Here is a 17,022-nt window from a genome sequence, read left to right as displayed (position 1 = left end):
TTATAGATTATACTGCTTTTACGATAAAGGTTTTAATGCCGCAATATAGTGTTTACTTTCTTTGTCTTCAGGATCTAATGAGATCGATTGTGTACTGCTTTTTTCTTGCGCCCAAGCAAATATAAGCGGTAAGATGACGAGTACGGCAAATGTCGAAAATAGTAATCCTCCAATTACGGCTCTACCGAGTGGTGAAACTTGTTCGCCACCTTCACCATGACCAATGGCCATAGGTAGCATACCCACAATCATGGCCAAACTGGTCATGATAATTGGGCGAAGCCGTAAGGATGCTGCCTCACGGGCTGCAGCCAGCGCATCTCCATTATGCCGACGGATATGTTCGGCATTGGTGATGAGCAAAACAGCGTTCGCAATGGATACACCCACCGACATGATAATCCCCATGTAGGATTGTAAGTTGAGGGTAGATCCGGTTAACAACAGCAGAATCAATGAGCCCAGCACAACCGCAGGCACTGTGGTGAGCACAACCATAGAAACTTTGAACGACTGGAAATTGGCTGATAGCATCAGGAATATAACGATAATGGCTACGGCCAAACCAGATTCGAGGCTGCTCATGGTCTCTGATAACACTTTTCCAAGTCCTATTTGCTCCATCGATAAACCACGAGGAAGTTCTCCAAGGGCTTTGATACTGCGCTGTACATCCTTGGAGGCTGTTTTTAAATCGGTATGATCAATATTTGCTGTAACTGATACATAAGGCATTGCACCTAAATTGTCGTTTTCGCCATAGGTGAAGGACGGTGTGATCGTTGCAACGTCGCTCAGAATTGGTCGCGCTGAATTTTTCAATAAGGGGATTTCACCGATTTCTTTCTCATCTTTCATTTTATCTATGGGAACCTGAACTTGGACGTTGTATGAAAGTCCTGCTTTTTCATCGATCCAGGTGTTTTTTTCGGTATAACGCGAGGAAGAAGTGGAAGCGATCAGCGATCGTGTTACTTCGCTGAGATCTACACCCAATTGTGCAGCCCTGATGCGGTCTATCTTAATATCGTAAGAAGGGTATTTAATGGATTGTGCTAATTGCACATCTCTAAAATAAGGGATGGCTTTTAGTTCCTCGATCAATTTACCGGCGTACTTCTCGTTGTTCTTTTTGTTTTTTCCTGCTATCCGAACTTCAATAGGAGTGGGCGATCCCTGACTTAATACTTTATCCGTAAGCTCGATCGGTTCAAAGGATACCTGTACATCGGGAACTGCCGCTTTCAGGCGTTTTCGGTATTCATCACGGAAACTGTCCATATCGTGATGGTAGTCTTTCAGTGCAATTTGGAAAACAGCTTCATGTGGACCAGCCATGAAAAGATAGATCGGTGATACTGAAAACTGTCCGGGGTGTTGACCGATATAGACAGAAGATATGCTGATATGTTCTTTCCCAACCAGTTTTTCCAGTTCGGCCAGCGCTAGTTTTGCTTTTTCTTCGGTGCGTTCGATACGTGTACCTTCAGCTGCACGGAGGCGCATTTGGAACTGACTGGAGTTAACTTTCGGAAATACATCCTGTCCAATTGTGGAAAGTAAAATGACAACAAGACTTATTGCTCCAAGCAGATAAACTACGGTAATGGTTTTCTTTCTTTTGAACAAACGGTCGATCATTTTCATGAATCTGTTTCTGAACCGTTCAAAAATACTGATCTTTCCATCGTTGTTAAAGTCTTCCCGTTCAACCAATAGTTTCTTCTGATTTAGGGTGTCTTGCTCGGATTCTATGGTCAGTCCAGTTGCTGCAAATTGAGCTTCATCTGTATTTAAACCCACTGGTTCGGTCGCGTGTGGCGCTTTATGCGCATGATCTTTCATGAGCCAGTTTGCCATGATAGGAACAAATGTCTGCGAAAGGAGGAAGGATATGATCATTGAAAATCCAATGGACAGGGCCAAGGGAAGAAATAACGAGCCCGGAATACCTGTCATGGTAAATGCCGGCGCAAATACGGCTAGTATACAGAGCAGGATCAATAATTTGGGTAAGGCGATCTCTTTACAGGCATCCCAGATAGCCAAGGCTTTGGGTTTACCCATATCCAGATGCTGGTGTATATTTTCTATCGTTACCGTACTTTCGTCGACCAGGATACCAATTGCCAAGGCTAGTCCACTGAGGGACATGAGGTTGATGGTCTGCCCGAAGAGTTTCAGAAAGAGCACTCCGGATATCACGGATATCGGAATGGTTAGGATAACGATCAGCGCAGCTCTTCGATCACCTAAAAATAGGAGGACCATTAGTCCGGTCAGGATAGCACCGATTGCACCTTCGGTAATCAAACTCTTTACGGAATTGATGACATAGACGGACTGGTCAAATTCATAAGATAACTTGACGTCGTCGGGTAAATTTTCCTGAATTTTTGGTAAGGCTGCTTTTAAATTCTGGACAACCTCCCAGGTTGAGGCATCGCCGGCTTTGGCGATACTGACGTATACGGAACGTTTGCCGTTGACCAAAGCATAGCCTGCGGTAACGTCGGCACCATCTTTTACGGTAGCAATATCGCCAAGGTAAAGATTTTGTACTCCACCTTTAAATAGCGGGATTTTTTCAAAATCTTTGACATCCTTGATGGTGTTGTTCGTTGGTGTAATGTAGTTTTTGTCCTGAATACGTACGTTTCCTGCAGGAGCGGTTTGATTGTTCAGTCTTAGCGCTTCTACGACCTGATCGGGTGTCATATTGTGACTCCGCATTAAATCGGGATCAACGTTGACCTCAATTGTACGTGGACTTCCCCCAAAAGGAGGGGGTGACAACAGACCGGGGATTGACGTAAACGATGCCCGGACATAGACGTTGGCTAGATCTTGCAGTTCGTTGTTAGAACGCTTGTTACTGCTCAATACCAGTTGGCCTACAGGAAGCGATGAGGCGTCAAAGCGAATGATGAACGGCGGTTGTGAGCCTGGAGGAAAGGAGGCCTGGATCCGATTGGCCAGGGCACTTAGCTCGGCTGCAGCCTGGGCCATGTTGGTATCTTCGTAATACGATACTTTCATTAAGGTCAGACCTTGAATATTCTTGGTCTCAATGGACTTGACCCCATTGGCAAAAAGAAGGATATTGACGTAGTTTTTGGCAAAATAAGATTCCATTTGATCCGGCGAATAGCCACCAAATGGATGGGCAATATAAATAACCGGAAGGTTCATTTTTGGCAGGATATCCACCTTGATCGATCGAACGGCACCTATGCCAAAGACAATAAGTCCCAATACGAGTACGAGGATGGATATCGGCTTGCGTAAGGCAAAACGTATTAAATTCATGTAATGTTATTTATAGTTCTTTGTTGAAAATATCAAAATCTCCCGCAGCTGCGGCTTTTAGTAAAAGCGACTGCCAAAGATTGATGTGGACGATCTCTCGATCGGTTTCGGCTCTATTTAATGTGTAAAAGGTCTGCGTCACGTCGACAAGTGTCGCTAGGCCGTTTTTATACATCGTCATTTTTTGATTGTAAGCTTGCTGAGCTGCCGAAACTTGTCGGGGAGCTTCTAGATCACTTTTTAGGGCCAATTGGATTTTTACATCAGCGGCATCCAGCTGTGCTGTCAATTGGGCTTCGGCAGTTTGGTATTCTTCTCTTAGGGCATCATTCGTAAAGCGCTGTGCACTGATTTTTTTATTGATACGCGCAATCGAAGTCAGATTCCAGTTTATGCCCAATCCCAAGAGATAATTTTGCCTACTGGGACGAACCCCTTGCCAATAATTTGTGCTATATGCTTGTAAATCCGTAATGTAGTCGCTCTTAAAACCAGATCCTCTTGTCTGAAAGACCCCAAAGGCGCTTACAGTGGGAAGATACTCTTTGTTTGATAGTTTCAATTGTTGTTCGCCAAGTTCAATTTTACTTTTATAAAATTGCAGAATAGGATTACTTTCAATCAAGTTGCCTGAAAGCGGAGTTAGCTGTACAGGTGTTTTCTGAACCAGAACAGTATCTATTTCGAGGTTTTTCGCTGGAATCCCCATCAATACCGTCAACTTATTGTTTTGCTCCTTAACATTTTCACGGGCCTGATTGAGGCTGATTTTTGCGCGCGATACTTCCGCTGAAGCAAGTGTAGAATCTACTCCGGGCAATATTCCGTTTTTTACTTTGGTGGCAGCAATATTTAAAAATACCAGTGCACGATCCAGATTCATCTGTTGATTTTTTTCCAATCGTTGACTAGCCAATAAATTGAGGTAAGCCGCAGCAATCTTGATTTTATGCTGGAACTGTTCCTGACCGAGATCGGCCTGTAGTCGTTTGGTATCGGATTTGGCTAATTCGATACGTTCTTTTTTTCGTCCAAAGGTGTAAATGTCCCAATTGACATTGGCTAAGTAAAGCGCACCAAATGCGGCATTCCAATTTTGTTCTGGAAGAGCGGCTCCCGAAGAAGCTACACCCAGCCCACCAAATCCATACAGTGGACCATTTTGTCCGTTGACTGTTCCAAAGTCCTGTTGGGCTACGATGTTCAGATTGGGCCAAAAGTCGCGTTTGACTTGTTCATTGGTCTGCAGGGAGGACTGGAGATAATATTCCTTTGCCTTGATATTTCCATAATTTGCAATACCCTGTTCTACGGCATCGCGGAGCGTAAGCTTCTGAGCGAAGGAAGAGGAGGTCGCAAGTGATACAGCCAATGACAGCACTAAATTCAATTTCAGCATAGGTTATCTATCATTTTATGGACACGAAGATAACGATGAGATGAACTGTGATTTCCCTTTAAAATGATCTATAGCGTTTAAAAGTGACCAATTTAATTCGTCATTTATTTTTCTGCTGTTATAAACTTAAAACTTTTACTTTGTAACAGATTTTTAACAAAAAAAGGATTATGAGAAAGGTTTTTGAGAACAAGATCATACAGGAGATCGTGCTATTGATCTTTTCGTTTATCCTCTTTACTTTGAACGATTGGATTTTGATCCTGAGCTGGAAGGGATTTTTGATGGGGGTGTTCTATTTCTTGATCCTTTATGCGCATGCACAATTGAATCGCTTTTTCCTGTTGCCATTGCTACTTAAGAAGAATAAACCGCTGTTGTATATTTTGGCTTCGGTGGCAACACTACTAGTTTTTGCACTCATATTAAAAGAGCTAACGGATAACGTGATCTACAAGAATTGTTTTCTTTACAAGAATCTTGTTCAGAAAACGTTCCATTATCAATTTGGTGTATTATTGGGTTCGTTGATCTGTATATTGGGTAGTATCCAATTTATTGAATTTTATCGCTTTCAGCGTGTGAAGACCCGACGTGAACTGCTTTCCAATCAGACGCAATTGTCCCATTTAAAAAAACAGCTCAATCCACATTTTTTATTCAATACATTGAATACCATTTATGGTATTAATTTGAAGTACCCGGAACGTACCTCCGAATTGGTCATCAAAGTTTCCCAGCTTCTCCGTTATCAGATGGAGAGCAGCGATCGGGAATTTGTTGCGATGGATGATGAGATCGATTTTATCTCAAGTTATATCGAGCTGGAGCGTGAACGGTTAGGCTATCGCACAAAAATTGAATTTGATTATCAAAAAGAAGAAGATATCAATTATCAGATAGCGCCGATGCTATTGATTACTTTCGTAGAAAATGCTTTTAAACACGGAACCTGCAGTATTGAAGATTGTTTTGTACATATTTCGATCAAGATTGAAAAAGGGAACTTATATTTGCATGTACGGAATTCTGTTCCCGTCAAGAAAAGGAATGTTTTTTCGGCGAAAATAGGTCTGGAAAATACAATGGCGCGATTAAAACTTTTGTATCCTAATCGATATACATTAACGACAAATTCCAAAAAAGAGGAGTATGAGGTGTCATTGGTTATAAATCTTTAAACAATGAATAAAAATAGCTGTATTGTGGTTGATGACGAACCTGCGGCGCATTATGTACTGGTAAATTATATTGAAAGAAGTACTGATCTGCAGTTGGTCGCTCAATGTTATAATGCTTTTGAGGCATTGGATTTTCTTCGGGAGAACAAAGTAGATTTAATCTTCCTGGATATTGAAATGCCCGAAATTAATGGGATGGAGTTTCTGAAGATGCTGGATAACCCACCCAAAACGATTTTGACAACAGCATATTCCGAATACGCATTGGAGAGTTATGATTACGGCGTTGTTGATTATTTATTAAAACCTATTTCATTTCCCCGTTTTTTTAAGGCTGTTCAACGTTTTTTATCCTATAACACGGCTGTGTCGCCCCAGGAAGAAGAGCCCAAATCAATTAGTATACGCATGGATGGCCGTATTATTGACGTTAAATTATCGCAGATCGATTTTATCCAGAGCTTTGGCAATTACGTGAAAATTGTCACTCCTAGTCAGACATTTTTGACCGCAAGCACTACCCAGCAAATTCTCACACAGGTGCCGGCCTCAAAGTTTATCCGTATCCACAAATCTTACATTGCTTCGATCAATAAGGTGATCAAATATGAGCATGGTATGGTACAGATCAATAATACGTCCCTACCGGTCGGTATTACTTTCCGTCGGGAGTTACAGGAGCGGCTAGCCAATAAATAGCGCTAAGCTATGTCGTAATTCGATCAGGTATCGCCGTTCTTGTCAATTCACAGCATATCATGTCACAGCATATCATGTGAAGAAGAAAGTTCATTCATTTAGCTGGATGTGCTGATGCTGACGTTGGGGGTGTGCAAGACCGGGAAGTTTACTGAATTGGCAATAAAACAATATTCACTTGCTTTTTTATGTAATTCAATGGCTTGTGCAATCATCGTTGAATCTTTTACCCGGACCGAAGGATTTAGCGTGACTTCTTTAAAACGGCCTTTTCCATTTTCTTCTTCAAGCATGATCGCTGTTGCATGGTCAATATATTCTTCTACAATAATTTTATTGACCGAGCAGAAATGCAGGTACCATAACATATGGCAGGAGGACAGGGAGGCAAGTAATAGTTCTTCGGGATTGTGTTTGCTGGGGTCTCCCAGGAACGCTGGATCCGAAGAACCTTCAATCTCGGCTTTGCCGTCAATGCTAATGCGATGGCTTCTTTCGTAGTTTTTATAATGATCGGTTCCGCTGCCGCGATTTCCTGTCCACGTAATTGTGGCGACGTAATTATGCTGTTTCATTTGAAAATAATCGTTTGACGCTGTTGGTGCTAATCTGGAAGCAAGTTAAAAAAATATGCCTTTATCCTAAACATAAACACAATCTCTTCTGCGTAGAATTGACTTTCATATTATTTTTTTGATCTAATTTTTTATTTATAATATACTGATTGGTATTTTATTTGTAGGTTTGTACTGATTTTAATTAAATCCAATATTTATGAATAATACGGTGTTTTCTACTGTTTTTAAATATACCTTTTGGTATTTTATTTTATGTTATGATTGGCGTATATATTGAAATTTTTATAGTAGCCTTTTGGATGGCAACTATGCGGGGCGTACTTGTAAGACCTTTTTTGGTCGTGAATAATTCTGTTAACTAAAAATAGTTCGTATATGGAACAATATGATTTGGTTGTCATTGGGTCTGGCCCAGGCGGCTATGTTGCGGCGATTCGCAGTGCCCAATTGGGGTATAAAACCGCACTTGTAGAGAAATATGATACATTGGGTGGTACCTGCACCAATGTGGGCTGTATTCCCACAAAGGCAATTTTGGATAGTACACATCATTATCATGAAGCACAGCATCATTTTGCTGCACACGGGATTCAGGTAGGGGGACTATCGGTTGACTTTGGTCGGCTGTATGCGCGTAAAGATAAAGTGGTGTTGCAAAATACGCAGGGGCTGAATTTCCTGATGAAAAAGAATAAGGTTACGGTGATCCATGGAACGGCCTCTTTTGTCAATAATTCAACGGTGGAGATTGCTACATCAGCGGGGGAGCGGCTGTCCCTTGGAGCAAAGAAATTTATCATCGCTACAGGGTCCAAACCAGCGACAGTTCCGGGAGTAACCATAGATAAAAAACGTATCATAAGCTCAACAGAGGCGTTGTCTTTGCAAGAGAAGCCAGATAAAATCGTTATTATCGGTGGCGGTGTAATTGGGGTAGAGATGGCATCCATATTCAATAGATTGGGTTGTGAGGTCACGATTATTGAATATGCCGATCGCCTCCTTGCCAATATGGATCATGAATTGGGGGATGCATTGAAAAAGATACTGCTGCATGATGGCATTAAAATTTTGCTTGAACAGGCTGTTTACAAAACAGAAAATATAGGCGCTGCGGCAAACGTTTTCTTTAGGGATCGAGTTGGTAACGAGCAGCAGTTACAGGCGGATTATATTTTGGTGGCTGTCGGACGGAAAGCATTTACAACGGGGCTTGGACTGGAAAATACGGCTGTCCAACTGGATGCGAGAGGGATGATCGTTACCAACGAGCAGTTACAGACGGCCGTTCCCCACATCTATGCTATTGGTGATGTGATCGGCGGAGCTATGCTGGCTCATAAAGCTGAAGAAGAAGCAATCTTTGTTGTCGAACATATGGACGGCCAAAAACCAAAGGTACATTACGATCGGATCCCAAGTGTGGTTTATACCTGGCCCGAAGTGGCTTCTGTTGGCGCAACAGAAGAGGAGCTCAAAGCAAAGGGTATAGCGTATACGATTGGAAAATTCCCGTTTTCCGCAAATGCCCGTGCCCGTGCAGGGATGGATACACAAGGATTTGTAAAAGTGTTGGCCGATCCTAAATATGGCGAACTATTGGGAGTTCATATCATTGGAGCACGTGCCGCCGATCTGATCGCTCAAGGTGTTTTGGGCTTGGAATATGAAATCACCGCCGATAGCATGTCAAGAGTGTCTTATGCACATCCTACTTATTCGGAGGTCTTGAAGGAAGCGCATACCATTGCTTCGGGACGGCCATCCGTAAATATATAAGTATCCTATGCGTCTTTTCGGCGAAGAACAAAACGTATTTCTTTTAGAAGAGCTAAGCGTATTCCCTTCGTAGAAAAGGCGCTGCTTGTCTATTTTTTTGGATACAAACATCAATTTATCTATGTTTGTTATGTATCAGGCTTTAATTTATGGACAAACAGCTATTGTTGGACAGTATTCAGAAAGAGATCGACCTCACGGAAGATGAAATCGTACGCCTATTGGCTGTTGTGAAATCCAAAAAAGTGAAGAAGAAACAATATTTGCTGTTGGAGGGCGATCTGAGCAGGTATGCTCTTTTTGTCGCTTCGGGTTGTCTACGAAGTTATTGCGTGGATGAAAATGGCTTTCAGTATATTCAACAGTTTGCTCCTGAAGGCTGGTGGATCGGCGATATGTATAGTTTGGTGACCGGAAAACCGGGCAACCTATACATTGATGCGGTATTTGAATCTGAGGTATGGATGATTTCCAAAGTAGATCTGCATCGGCTCTATCAGGAGATTCCGAAACTGAATGTCTATTTTCGGATACTTGCCGAAAATGCATTGGTTTATTATCAAAGTCGATCGATGGAGAATCTCCGTCTAGCTGCCAAAGAACGTTACGAAAAGTTCTGTACACGTTATCCTACATTGATCGACTGTCTTCCGCAGAAACAAGTTGCGGCATATATTGGCGTTACGCCCGAATTTTTAAGCAAAATGTTGCATCAATAGCGGAAATCGGGCTATCGGCAAGAAATTGTCCGGTGATCTACCATTTCTCTTTTAACAGCGTTTCCAATTGACCGATTTCTTCCTGATACATGGTTTTCTTTCTCGTTCCAAAGTAAAGTATATTCTCCACGGGAGAGGTCCCTTCCCAGATTAGTTTTATTTTTCCGGATGCAAGTGCTTCGGCACAAAGAAAGTCGGGAACAATGGAAAAACCAGTATTGTTGCTCAAGCAGCGTATGATTGAGCTGATATTTGGGACGATATAATTGGGGCTGAAGTCTGGATGTTCGCCAAAGTGTGTCGACCAATAGTTTTTTAAATGATCCATATCGGCAGCCGTGCTATACCACAATTGTTTTTTTAGAAGCTGGGCTGCTTCCTTAATTTTATTGTCGTTCAGCAGTGCTTCGAGTGTGGATGTGTCGGTCTGACAACCTGCAATCAAGACAATGCGCTCTTTTGAGAAAGCTTCGTATTGTAGATTCTGCTGGTTTCCTTTTTGAGGCGTAATAATAAGATCCAATAAACCATTATCAAGATCCTGCTGCATCTGAGGATATTCTCCAAATTTGATAATTAAATTAAAGGGGAGCTGTGCAATATGTTCTTCCAATGTGTATTGAAATGTCTCAAAACACATTCCGATACTGATTGTGACACGTTCGTCCAATGCGCGTTTGTGAAAATGCTGTTCACCGGTTTCTAGTTTTTTAAGCGGGTCAATAACATAGTTGTACAAGATTTTCCCCTTTTCGGTCGGCACCATTCTTCGCGCAGATCGATCAAAAAGCTTGTGCCCGGTAAAGGCTTCCAGGGAATTCAGATGTAGGCTGACACCAGGTTGAGAAATAAACAATTCCTGTGCCGCTGCAGATAATGTTCCGGTTTCATAAATTGCCTTAAATGTACGAAGCCATTCTAAGTTCCATTTCATAGTTATTATTTTTATGATACAAATATACAATTTAAATTATTTGTATGATTTAAAAATATGATAGAAATTTGTGTTATCAATAAGAAAAATTATAGAAATGAAAATATTTATTATCAACGGCGGACAGAAATTCGCACACTCGGGTGGTTCTTTCAATACCACAATAACAAATTGGACTGTTGAAACATTGGCTGAAAATGGACTTGAAACAAGGGTAACCAATATCAACGATGATTTTGATCCAATGGTTGAAGTTGAAAATTTTAAATGGGCAGACATTATCGTTTACCATTTTCCTGTATGGTGGTTTCAGGTTCCGAACCGTCTGAAGCTCTATATCGATGAAGTTTTTACGGCGGGTCACAACAACGGTATCTATAAAAATGATGGTCGTTCACGTAAGAATCCGGCCATTAATTATGGTACCGGAGGTTTGATGCATGGTAAAAAATACATGGTGACTTCGAGCTGGAATGCTCCTGAGACAGCCTTTACAATGGAAAATGAGTTTTTTGATCAGCATTCAGTTGATGCTGGTGTTTTATTCGGTTTTCACAAGATGAATCAGTTTGCAGGATTGGAACATCTGGGAAGCTTCCATTTTCATGATATGGAGAAGGGTGCGTCTCAAGAACGTGTCGACAATTACGAAAAGGAATATAAACAATATGTGGAAGAGGTCTTCCATTTGGAAACTACGTTGAACTAAAAATTTATTGATCGATAAATCGCTTTATCCATGGCGTTATTGCGATGAAAAGAGTAAATTACCAAAATAAAAATCAATAACATGAAGGTATATTTAACCGCAATTTTAAAGGCAGTTCCTGCACATCGGGAAGAAGTATTGGCATTATTGTTAGAAATGGTCGAAGCAAGTAGAAAGGAAGAAGCTTGTATACAGTACGATCTGCACCAGGTAAACAGTGATGAAAACCAGTTTATATTTTATGAAATCTGGGAAGATCAGGCGGGCTTGGATGCGCATAATCAACAACCTTATATTGTAGCATTCGGAAAAGTTGCCGCTGAAAAATTGCAGGAAGCGCGTCAAATTATATTAATGAATAAAATCGCTTAATTTACAATGTGGCCTGTAAGGATCGTATTGAAAAGATAGCAAAGAATATCATGTAGTGGATGATGTGTACAGGCGGAAGATATTAACTATAATTGAAGTATTGGTGGGTACCAAAATCATTTGTGTTGCCTTGAATAAGCTTGTTTTATTCTGATTTAGTGACGCGAATGATTTTGTTGGTACCTTGCTGAACAGCGACATCGACTTTATTTCGTTGCGTGTAGCTCTGTTGCAGGAGGTTCAATTTTTTGGCCAGTTGACCATCCTGATTGTCCAGCCAGAAGGTGGCAGCCATAATACCAATTTGAACTCTATAACTGGAATCAGTTTCCGGAACAAGCTGCTCGATAACCTGATGTTGATACCAAGTGAGGTTTTTATTTTCTTTTTGGGAAACACAGGCGTGTAGGAGAATTGCCAGAAGGGCTAGATAGCCCATTTTCAAAAGTTGACCGCGTCTTAGGTTCATCAATAGTTTTTTTGTGTTACACCAAATCTACTATTTTTTATCCAACGAATGAATTACTACTGTAAATTTTTACCCTCCTCGTTTAGACAGATACGCTTCATTTATTTACTAGGCTTTTCGTGTATGCACATTCAAGCAAATCTAAAAATGTATGAAGTTTGCTGTTCATTTGGCTGTAATCATAAGCCTGAATTTCGTCAGGTGATTGGACAAACTGCTGCGATTGGCTTTGAAGAAAGAGATCTTCTTCTGCAGCTATCAAAAGCCGGACGACTTCAGTAGTAAGTTCCATATGGCATTGAAATCCGTAAACGAGATTTGTATAGCGAACAATTTGTCGAGGGCAGCCGACGCTGCTTGCTAAGATTTTACTTTCAGGGGTAAGTCCAGGCATATCGTTGTGCCAATGTCCGACCGGTAATGGGCTGCCAAAATGTGCTATTTTGCTGTCGTTTATTCCTTCCTCTGTGAGCGTGATGGGGAAAACTCCGATTTCCTTTTGCGGACTATGTCTGTACGTTGCCGACAGCGCTTCGCCAATCAATTGTGCGCCCAGACATATACCAACAACCGCCTTGCCTGCATCAATACATCGGCGGATAAAAGCAATTTCGGCCTTAGCGTCAAAATAAGGGTATTCGGACGGGGATGAATCTGGACTTTGAGGTCCGCCCATAATGATCAATATATCGATGGAATCGATTTCTTCCGGCAGACGGTCCTGTTGATAGACCTGGGAAAAGGTGAGCTCATGCTGTTGTTTTTCCGCCCAGGTTAAATAGGCCCCGGGTGCTTCAAAAACTTCGTGTTGTATAAAATGTATCCGCATTGGTTTTTATGTTATAGGTTCTCATTCCAGTAATAACTATCTGGAGTAGGACGCCGTCCAAAAATTGCCGTGCCTACCCTGACAATCGTAGCGCCTTCCGCTATCGCTATTTCTAAATCCCCGCTCATGCCCATCGACAATTCTTGCATCGATACATCGGGAATAGCTAGGGCTATAATCTGTCGTTGAATATGTTTGAGCAATTGAAAACAGGCTCGTACCTGTTCGGCCTCGGCACTCAATATACCGATAGTCATCAGTCCTTTAATCTTTAGTGTGCTTAATGTTGCTATTTGCTGAACCAGGCTGATCACTTCCTCTGGGGCAGCGCCGTACTTGCTCTCTTCGAAGGAAGTATTTACTTGAATGAGCACTTCCATGGTTTTATCTTCTTTTAAAAGTCGCTGATGCAATTTTTCGGCGAGATCTATACGATCGATCGAATGGATGCAGGATACGTTGCATTTGAGCAGATCCTTGATCTTATTGGTTTGAAGATGACCAATAAAATGATTGACATGGGGAACAGCGTTTAAATACTCAAATTTGTCTTTCAGTTCCTGCACTTTATTTTCAGCAATTAAGGTTTGACCAGTTTGTAGTGCGATTTCGATACGTTCGGCAGGTACGGTTTTAGTGGCCAGCAATAATTTTACCTCGCGGGGATCGCGACGGCTTGCTTTGCAGGTTTCATCAATACGTTGTTGTATGACCTGTATATTTTCTGCTATAAACTCATGCATGTGGTTGTACTGTTTTTTTCATCATGATATCTATTTGTTTATCGTCACCCAGTTGAAAAATATGCTGGTCGAATGCGACAAAACCATTTTTCTGATAGAAATTGATTGCCCGCAAGTTTTTTTCCCAAACACCAAGCCAGATAAATGACGCTGCTTTTATTTGGGCTAAGGCTAGCGCTTTTTCAAACAATAACTGCCCCACTTTTCTACCATGAAATTCCTGTAATACATAAATGCGTTCAATTTCTAATGCCTGGGGGCACTGTTGTTCGGTCTGGGCCTGGCCGGTATTTACTTTTAGGTAGCCAATAACATCATTTTTCAAGACAGCGAAGTAAAATTCAGATTCGTTATCGCAGAGCTCGGACAATAATTTTTCCTTTGAAAACCCTTCGGCCAGATAGGTCTTCATATTTTCTTCGGTGTTCGTGTCTGAAAAGGTCTGAATAAATGTTGCTTTTCCTATTTGCTGCAGCAGGTCAATATCTGTTAGTTTTACCTGCGTGATTTCTATGTCAGTGTGTGTGTTCATTTTTTTTCGTTACTTATTGATCCATTTTTCATTGCTGCGGCAATATTTCTTTCGAGCTCATTGTCGCTATTTTTTAGAAAATCACGGATACGCTGTCTTTCCGTTTCACTTTTATTTTGACTTAATTTTTTTTGGCCCTGTAAATCCGTAACGACAAGTTCGAAGGCGACGATACCTCGCATCATACCACTTTTAAAACGATCGGAAAGGCTTTCCCATTGTGTTAAATAGGCTTCGTCGTAACTCAGGATCATCTGTTCTAGGGCTTTACTTTTTGCTATTTCGTCTGTAAGGATGGATGCAAGGCCATAGGCATGTACAGCGATGTAATCCCAAGTTGGCACACTTTCTTCCTTGTCATAGTGTTGTGGTGAGATATAAGCATGTGGTTCGGAGAAAATAACCAATGACGGCGTATTTTCGATATAATTGGCTTGTTCGTTTGCGCGAGCGAAGTGTGATGTTAAAAGCAGCTGATCTTTATCTGTACGGATGTGGAAGGGGAGCTGTGTGGCTATTGGAATCCCCTCTTTAATCGATACAATGGTCGCAAAACTATATTGTTGCATAAATTCAACCTTTTCTGCGTAATCTTCGAACTGGAAATGTTTGGGTACATACATGCAAATAGCTATTTCTTGATTTTATCCAAAATTACAGCCAATAGATGCAACTGAGCTAGTCCAATTTGAATAATGTAGCTGGTCCAGTGTTCATTTATTGCGCGGGCTGACTGGTGTTCACGCAATCCAGGGATGTCGTTTGGCCTGACAGAGTCGAAGCCGAAGAGCTAATCTATGTTTTACATCTTTAGTTAACAAGCTCACAACAGTGGATGAATTCAACAGGATATGTATACCGGTCAAAACGCATTAGATGTTCTTTGCAGTAATCAGCTAAAAATTGTGCTTTCAGATCAGTTATTGTACGAGCTGTTGGGCATTTTTGGATTATATTGTTGTACATGGTCAACTTTGGCAAATATGTGTGGGCCATTCATCTCAATTCCTGCAGCTAGAAAGTCATCCAAGATCGATTGAAAAATTTCAGATTTTGCCAGTTCAATTTCCCCAGATTTAGCGATGTACACATTCAGTTCATAGAGGACATAGAAGTCGTCTAATTTTTTTTGTAAGACAAATGGCGCGGGGTTAAGGTTGACCCTTTTTATTCGGGGTGGGATGTTCAGTAGCAATTCGTGTATACGTTGCCAAGGTTCTTCATAACCGACTGTCAATTCCACCTGAAAGCAGATTCCATCTTCTGAGAAGGTAGAATAATTGACGGTATTTCCGGAAAGTACCGAGGAATTGGGGATGGTAATTTCTTCATTTTTTATCGTTCGAAGCCTTGTTACCAGTGGTGATTTTTCGATAACCACGCCTGTTTTGTCGGCGATAGTGATACGGTCTCCGATACGGAAAGGACGCATATAGGTGATCACAAGTCCCGCTATGATATTGGAAATCGCAGAAGATGATCCTAAAGAGAATAGGACACCAATAAATACGGATATTCCTTTAAAGATATCTGAATTTGCGCCGGGTAGGTACGGGAATATGAGCACCAGTGTGAAGGCTTGGAGCAGAAAGCGAACAATAGTAAAGGTAGGCATGGCAAAATCGCGATGAAAGCCATTAACCTCTAATTTGCCTTTGTCAATTTCGGTAAAAATATACTTTATGAATCGAACGGCGTAACGCATGACAACGAGTATGACAAATACGGTAATCAGATTGGGAATATAATCCCAAATTGCCAAAACTGCAGTCTTCAGGGGCTTTGTGAAAAGTCCAATGAGATTGGATGCCCAGCTTTGTGTAAATGGAAACACACTGAAGACAATCGGCAGCATGATAAAGGCAATGAGGACGATCAAGCCCCAGCGTAAGATATTTATGGCATTAATAAACATCCGTGTTTTTTGTACCGAAGTGACAAGGACGTAATTTTTGATCTTAATGTCTTTGATCCGTTGTGTTCTCTCCGTTAATATACGTCGTGTACCATATTTTTTCAATTTGTTTATCAATAGAATCAATATCGAAAAAACGACGAGAATGAGAAATACAAGCCCAATACGGGTAAGAAGTTTTGTAATGCTGTTGTCTGCACGTTCCGTTGTGATTGAATCCTGAATTCTTTTTAGGTAGTTTGCAGCAATCTCTTCTTTGCTTTTTCCTTCCAGTAGTGCATCGAGTTCTGTGACGGAAGTTATGACGAGATCTTTATAAATGATGTCGGCACTGATTTCGTTGTTTTCGATTTTAAACGAGTCTACTTTCACAAAATCATCTTCATATAGATTATGGATTCTGCTGACCACATTGTAAGCTCGGTCTTTGGCTAATGATGATCCAAGTTTATTGTAGATATAGAATAGCGTATCCTGAAATGGTGCTACCGCATATCTTTTTGTGTTTTTTTTGATGGAGTCTACTTTAACTTTCAGCTGCTGCTTCCGAAGGTTATTTTCTTCGTCAAACTCATTCAGCTGCTGTTTTAAATTTTCCTTTTTGGGGCTATTTTGACTTTTAAGATCGGCAATTTCATGCTGAAGCTTTACCCGTTCAAGAGAATCATTAATTTGCTGTTGTCTGATTCCGTTCAGAAGGGAACTCAGATCCAGTTCTTTTTTATTGACCGAATCGGTTTCTTGTGCATAAAGCTGTGTGCTCGTTGAAAAAAGACAAGATATGGTCATTAAGAAATAAACGTAAATACTTCTCATTGTGTTGTTGGTAAAATTGAATGCCGATGGATATAGGTC

Annotated in this window: 16 protein-coding genes; 6 read left to right on the top strand and 10 right to left on the bottom strand. The window is 41.1% G+C overall.

The genetic code is table 11. The features are described from left to right. Window positions 1-18: 18 nt before the first annotated feature. A complete protein-coding gene (locus GVK91_RS23780) occupies window positions 19-3,309 on the bottom strand; it encodes an efflux RND transporter permease subunit (protein ID WP_153845226.1) in 3,291 nt (1,096 codons plus the stop codon). Between the two features lie 10 nt (window positions 3,310-3,319). After that, window positions 3,320-4,708 carry a TolC family protein gene (locus tag GVK91_RS23775; protein WP_159731613.1) on the bottom strand — a complete coding sequence of 463 codons (1,389 nt, stop codon included), beginning with the start codon at window positions 4,706-4,708 and terminating at the stop codon, window positions 3,320-3,322. 170 nt (window positions 4,709-4,878) lie between these two features. Between GVK91_RS23775 and GVK91_RS23770 the strand changes: the two genes are divergently transcribed. Then, window positions 4,879-5,889, top strand: coding sequence for a sensor histidine kinase (locus GVK91_RS23770; RefSeq protein ID WP_159731611.1), 1,011 nt, complete (start codon window positions 4,879-4,881; stop codon window positions 5,887-5,889). 3 nt (window positions 5,890-5,892) lie between these two features. Continuing rightward, entirely contained in the window at window positions 5,893-6,588 is a 696-nt protein-coding gene (locus GVK91_RS23765; RefSeq protein WP_075993840.1) for a LytTR family DNA-binding domain-containing protein, read from the top strand. 98 nt (window positions 6,589-6,686) lie between these two features. Here GVK91_RS23765 and GVK91_RS23760 read toward each other — a convergent pair whose 3' ends face one another. Then, entirely contained in the window at window positions 6,687-7,163 is a 477-nt protein-coding gene (locus GVK91_RS23760; RefSeq protein WP_159731609.1) for an OsmC family protein, read from the bottom strand. Between the two features lie 378 nt (window positions 7,164-7,541). Between GVK91_RS23760 and lpdA the strand changes: the two genes are divergently transcribed. Both lpdA and GVK91_RS23750 read left to right on the top strand, forming a co-directional pair. Beyond that, window positions 7,542-8,945 carry a dihydrolipoyl dehydrogenase gene (gene lpdA / locus GVK91_RS23755; RefSeq protein ID WP_159731607.1) on the top strand — a complete coding sequence of 468 codons (1,404 nt, stop codon included), beginning with the start codon at window positions 7,542-7,544 and terminating at the stop codon, window positions 8,943-8,945. Window positions 8,946-9,094: 149 nt separating this feature from the next. Beyond that, window positions 9,095-9,664 carry a Crp/Fnr family transcriptional regulator gene (locus GVK91_RS23750; protein ID WP_153845230.1) on the top strand — a complete coding sequence of 190 codons (570 nt, stop codon included), beginning with the start codon at window positions 9,095-9,097 and terminating at the stop codon, window positions 9,662-9,664. 37 nt (window positions 9,665-9,701) lie between these two features. Here the strand turns inward: GVK91_RS23750 and GVK91_RS23745 are convergent, their stop codons facing one another. Next, window positions 9,702-10,598 carry a LysR family transcriptional regulator gene (locus GVK91_RS23745; RefSeq protein WP_159731605.1) on the bottom strand — a complete coding sequence of 299 codons (897 nt, stop codon included), beginning with the start codon at window positions 10,596-10,598 and terminating at the stop codon, window positions 9,702-9,704. A 97-nt stretch (window positions 10,599-10,695) separates the two neighbouring features. On the opposite strand from GVK91_RS23745, the gene GVK91_RS23740 reads away from it, so the two are divergent. Continuing rightward, complete coding sequence (locus GVK91_RS23740) at window positions 10,696-11,307, top strand: NAD(P)H-dependent oxidoreductase (RefSeq protein WP_159731603.1); 612 nt, start codon at window positions 10,696-10,698, stop codon at window positions 11,305-11,307. Between the two features lie 81 nt (window positions 11,308-11,388). After that, the gene (locus tag GVK91_RS23735) at window positions 11,389-11,679 is read left to right on the top strand and encodes a putative quinol monooxygenase (protein WP_159731601.1); all 291 of its coding nucleotides are present in this window, start codon (window positions 11,389-11,391) and stop codon (window positions 11,677-11,679) included. A gap of 145 nt (window positions 11,680-11,824) precedes the next feature. Here GVK91_RS23735 and GVK91_RS23730 read toward each other — a convergent pair whose 3' ends face one another. From GVK91_RS23730 to GVK91_RS23705, 6 genes are all read right to left on the bottom strand, one after another. Then, a complete protein-coding gene (locus GVK91_RS23730; protein WP_159731599.1) occupies window positions 11,825-12,148 on the bottom strand; it encodes a hypothetical protein in 324 nt (107 codons plus the stop codon). 97 nt (window positions 12,149-12,245) lie between these two features. Then, window positions 12,246-12,977, bottom strand: coding sequence for a glutamine amidotransferase (locus GVK91_RS23725; RefSeq protein ID WP_159731597.1), 732 nt, complete (start codon window positions 12,975-12,977; stop codon window positions 12,246-12,248). An 11-nt stretch (window positions 12,978-12,988) separates the two neighbouring features. Beyond that, complete coding sequence (locus GVK91_RS23720) at window positions 12,989-13,720, bottom strand: YggS family pyridoxal phosphate-dependent enzyme (RefSeq protein ID WP_159731595.1); 732 nt, start codon at window positions 13,718-13,720, stop codon at window positions 12,989-12,991. Beyond that, a complete protein-coding gene (locus tag GVK91_RS23715) occupies window positions 13,713-14,252 on the bottom strand; it encodes a GNAT family N-acetyltransferase (protein WP_159731593.1) in 540 nt (179 codons plus the stop codon). Before GVK91_RS23715 ends, GVK91_RS23720 begins: the two co-directional genes overlap by 8 nt. After that, entirely contained in the window at window positions 14,249-14,875 is a 627-nt protein-coding gene (locus GVK91_RS23710) for an FMN-binding negative transcriptional regulator (protein WP_159731591.1), read from the bottom strand. The genes GVK91_RS23715 and GVK91_RS23710 overlap by 4 nt, the downstream gene beginning before the upstream one ends. Before the next feature lie 293 nt (window positions 14,876-15,168). Then, a complete protein-coding gene (locus GVK91_RS23705; RefSeq protein WP_159731589.1) occupies window positions 15,169-16,983 on the bottom strand; it encodes a mechanosensitive ion channel family protein in 1,815 nt (604 codons plus the stop codon). Between the last annotated feature and the right edge of the window lie 39 nt (window positions 16,984-17,022).

Source organism: Sphingobacterium sp. 18053, assembly GCF_902706145.1.
Classification (GTDB): domain Bacteria; phylum Bacteroidota; class Bacteroidia; order Sphingobacteriales; family Sphingobacteriaceae; genus Sphingobacterium; species Sphingobacterium paramultivorum.
This window is presented reverse-complemented; position numbering and strand designations above follow the sequence as displayed.

Coding starts and splice junctions, on each gene's coding strand:
- GVK91_RS23735 (WP_159731601.1), top strand. CDS start 11,389: ATGAAGGTATATTTAACCGCAATTTTAAAGGCAGTTCCTGCACATCGG.
- GVK91_RS23740 (WP_159731603.1), top strand. CDS start 10,696: ATGAAAATATTTATTATCAACGGCGGACAGAAATTCGCACACTCGGGT.
- GVK91_RS23710 (WP_159731591.1), bottom strand. CDS start 14,875: ATGTATGTACCCAAACATTTCCAGTTCGAAGATTACGCAGAAAAGGTT.
- GVK91_RS23760 (WP_159731609.1), bottom strand. CDS start 7,163: ATGAAACAGCATAATTACGTCGCCACAATTACGTGGACAGGAAATCGC.
- GVK91_RS23720 (WP_159731595.1), bottom strand. CDS start 13,720: ATGCATGAGTTTATAGCAGAAAATATACAGGTCATACAACAACGTATT.
- GVK91_RS23715 (WP_159731593.1), bottom strand. CDS start 14,252: ATGAACACACACACTGACATAGAAATCACGCAGGTAAAACTAACAGAT.
- lpdA (WP_159731607.1), top strand. CDS start 7,542: ATGGAACAATATGATTTGGTTGTCATTGGGTCTGGCCCAGGCGGCTAT.
- GVK91_RS23765 (WP_075993840.1), top strand. CDS start 5,893: ATGAATAAAAATAGCTGTATTGTGGTTGATGACGAACCTGCGGCGCAT.
- GVK91_RS23775 (WP_159731613.1), bottom strand. CDS start 4,708: ATGCTGAAATTGAATTTAGTGCTGTCATTGGCTGTATCACTTGCGACC.
- GVK91_RS23745 (WP_159731605.1), bottom strand. CDS start 10,598: ATGAAATGGAACTTAGAATGGCTTCGTACATTTAAGGCAATTTATGAA.
- GVK91_RS23770 (WP_159731611.1), top strand. CDS start 4,879: ATGAGAAAGGTTTTTGAGAACAAGATCATACAGGAGATCGTGCTATTG.
- GVK91_RS23780 (WP_153845226.1), bottom strand. CDS start 3,309: ATGAATTTAATACGTTTTGCCTTACGCAAGCCGATATCCATCCTCGTA.
- GVK91_RS23725 (WP_159731597.1), bottom strand. CDS start 12,977: ATGCGGATACATTTTATACAACACGAAGTTTTTGAAGCACCCGGGGCC.
- GVK91_RS23705 (WP_159731589.1), bottom strand. CDS start 16,983: ATGAGAAGTATTTACGTTTATTTCTTAATGACCATATCTTGTCTTTTT.
- GVK91_RS23730 (WP_159731599.1), bottom strand. CDS start 12,148: ATGAACCTAAGACGCGGTCAACTTTTGAAAATGGGCTATCTAGCCCTT.
- GVK91_RS23750 (WP_153845230.1), top strand. CDS start 9,095: ATGGACAAACAGCTATTGTTGGACAGTATTCAGAAAGAGATCGACCTC.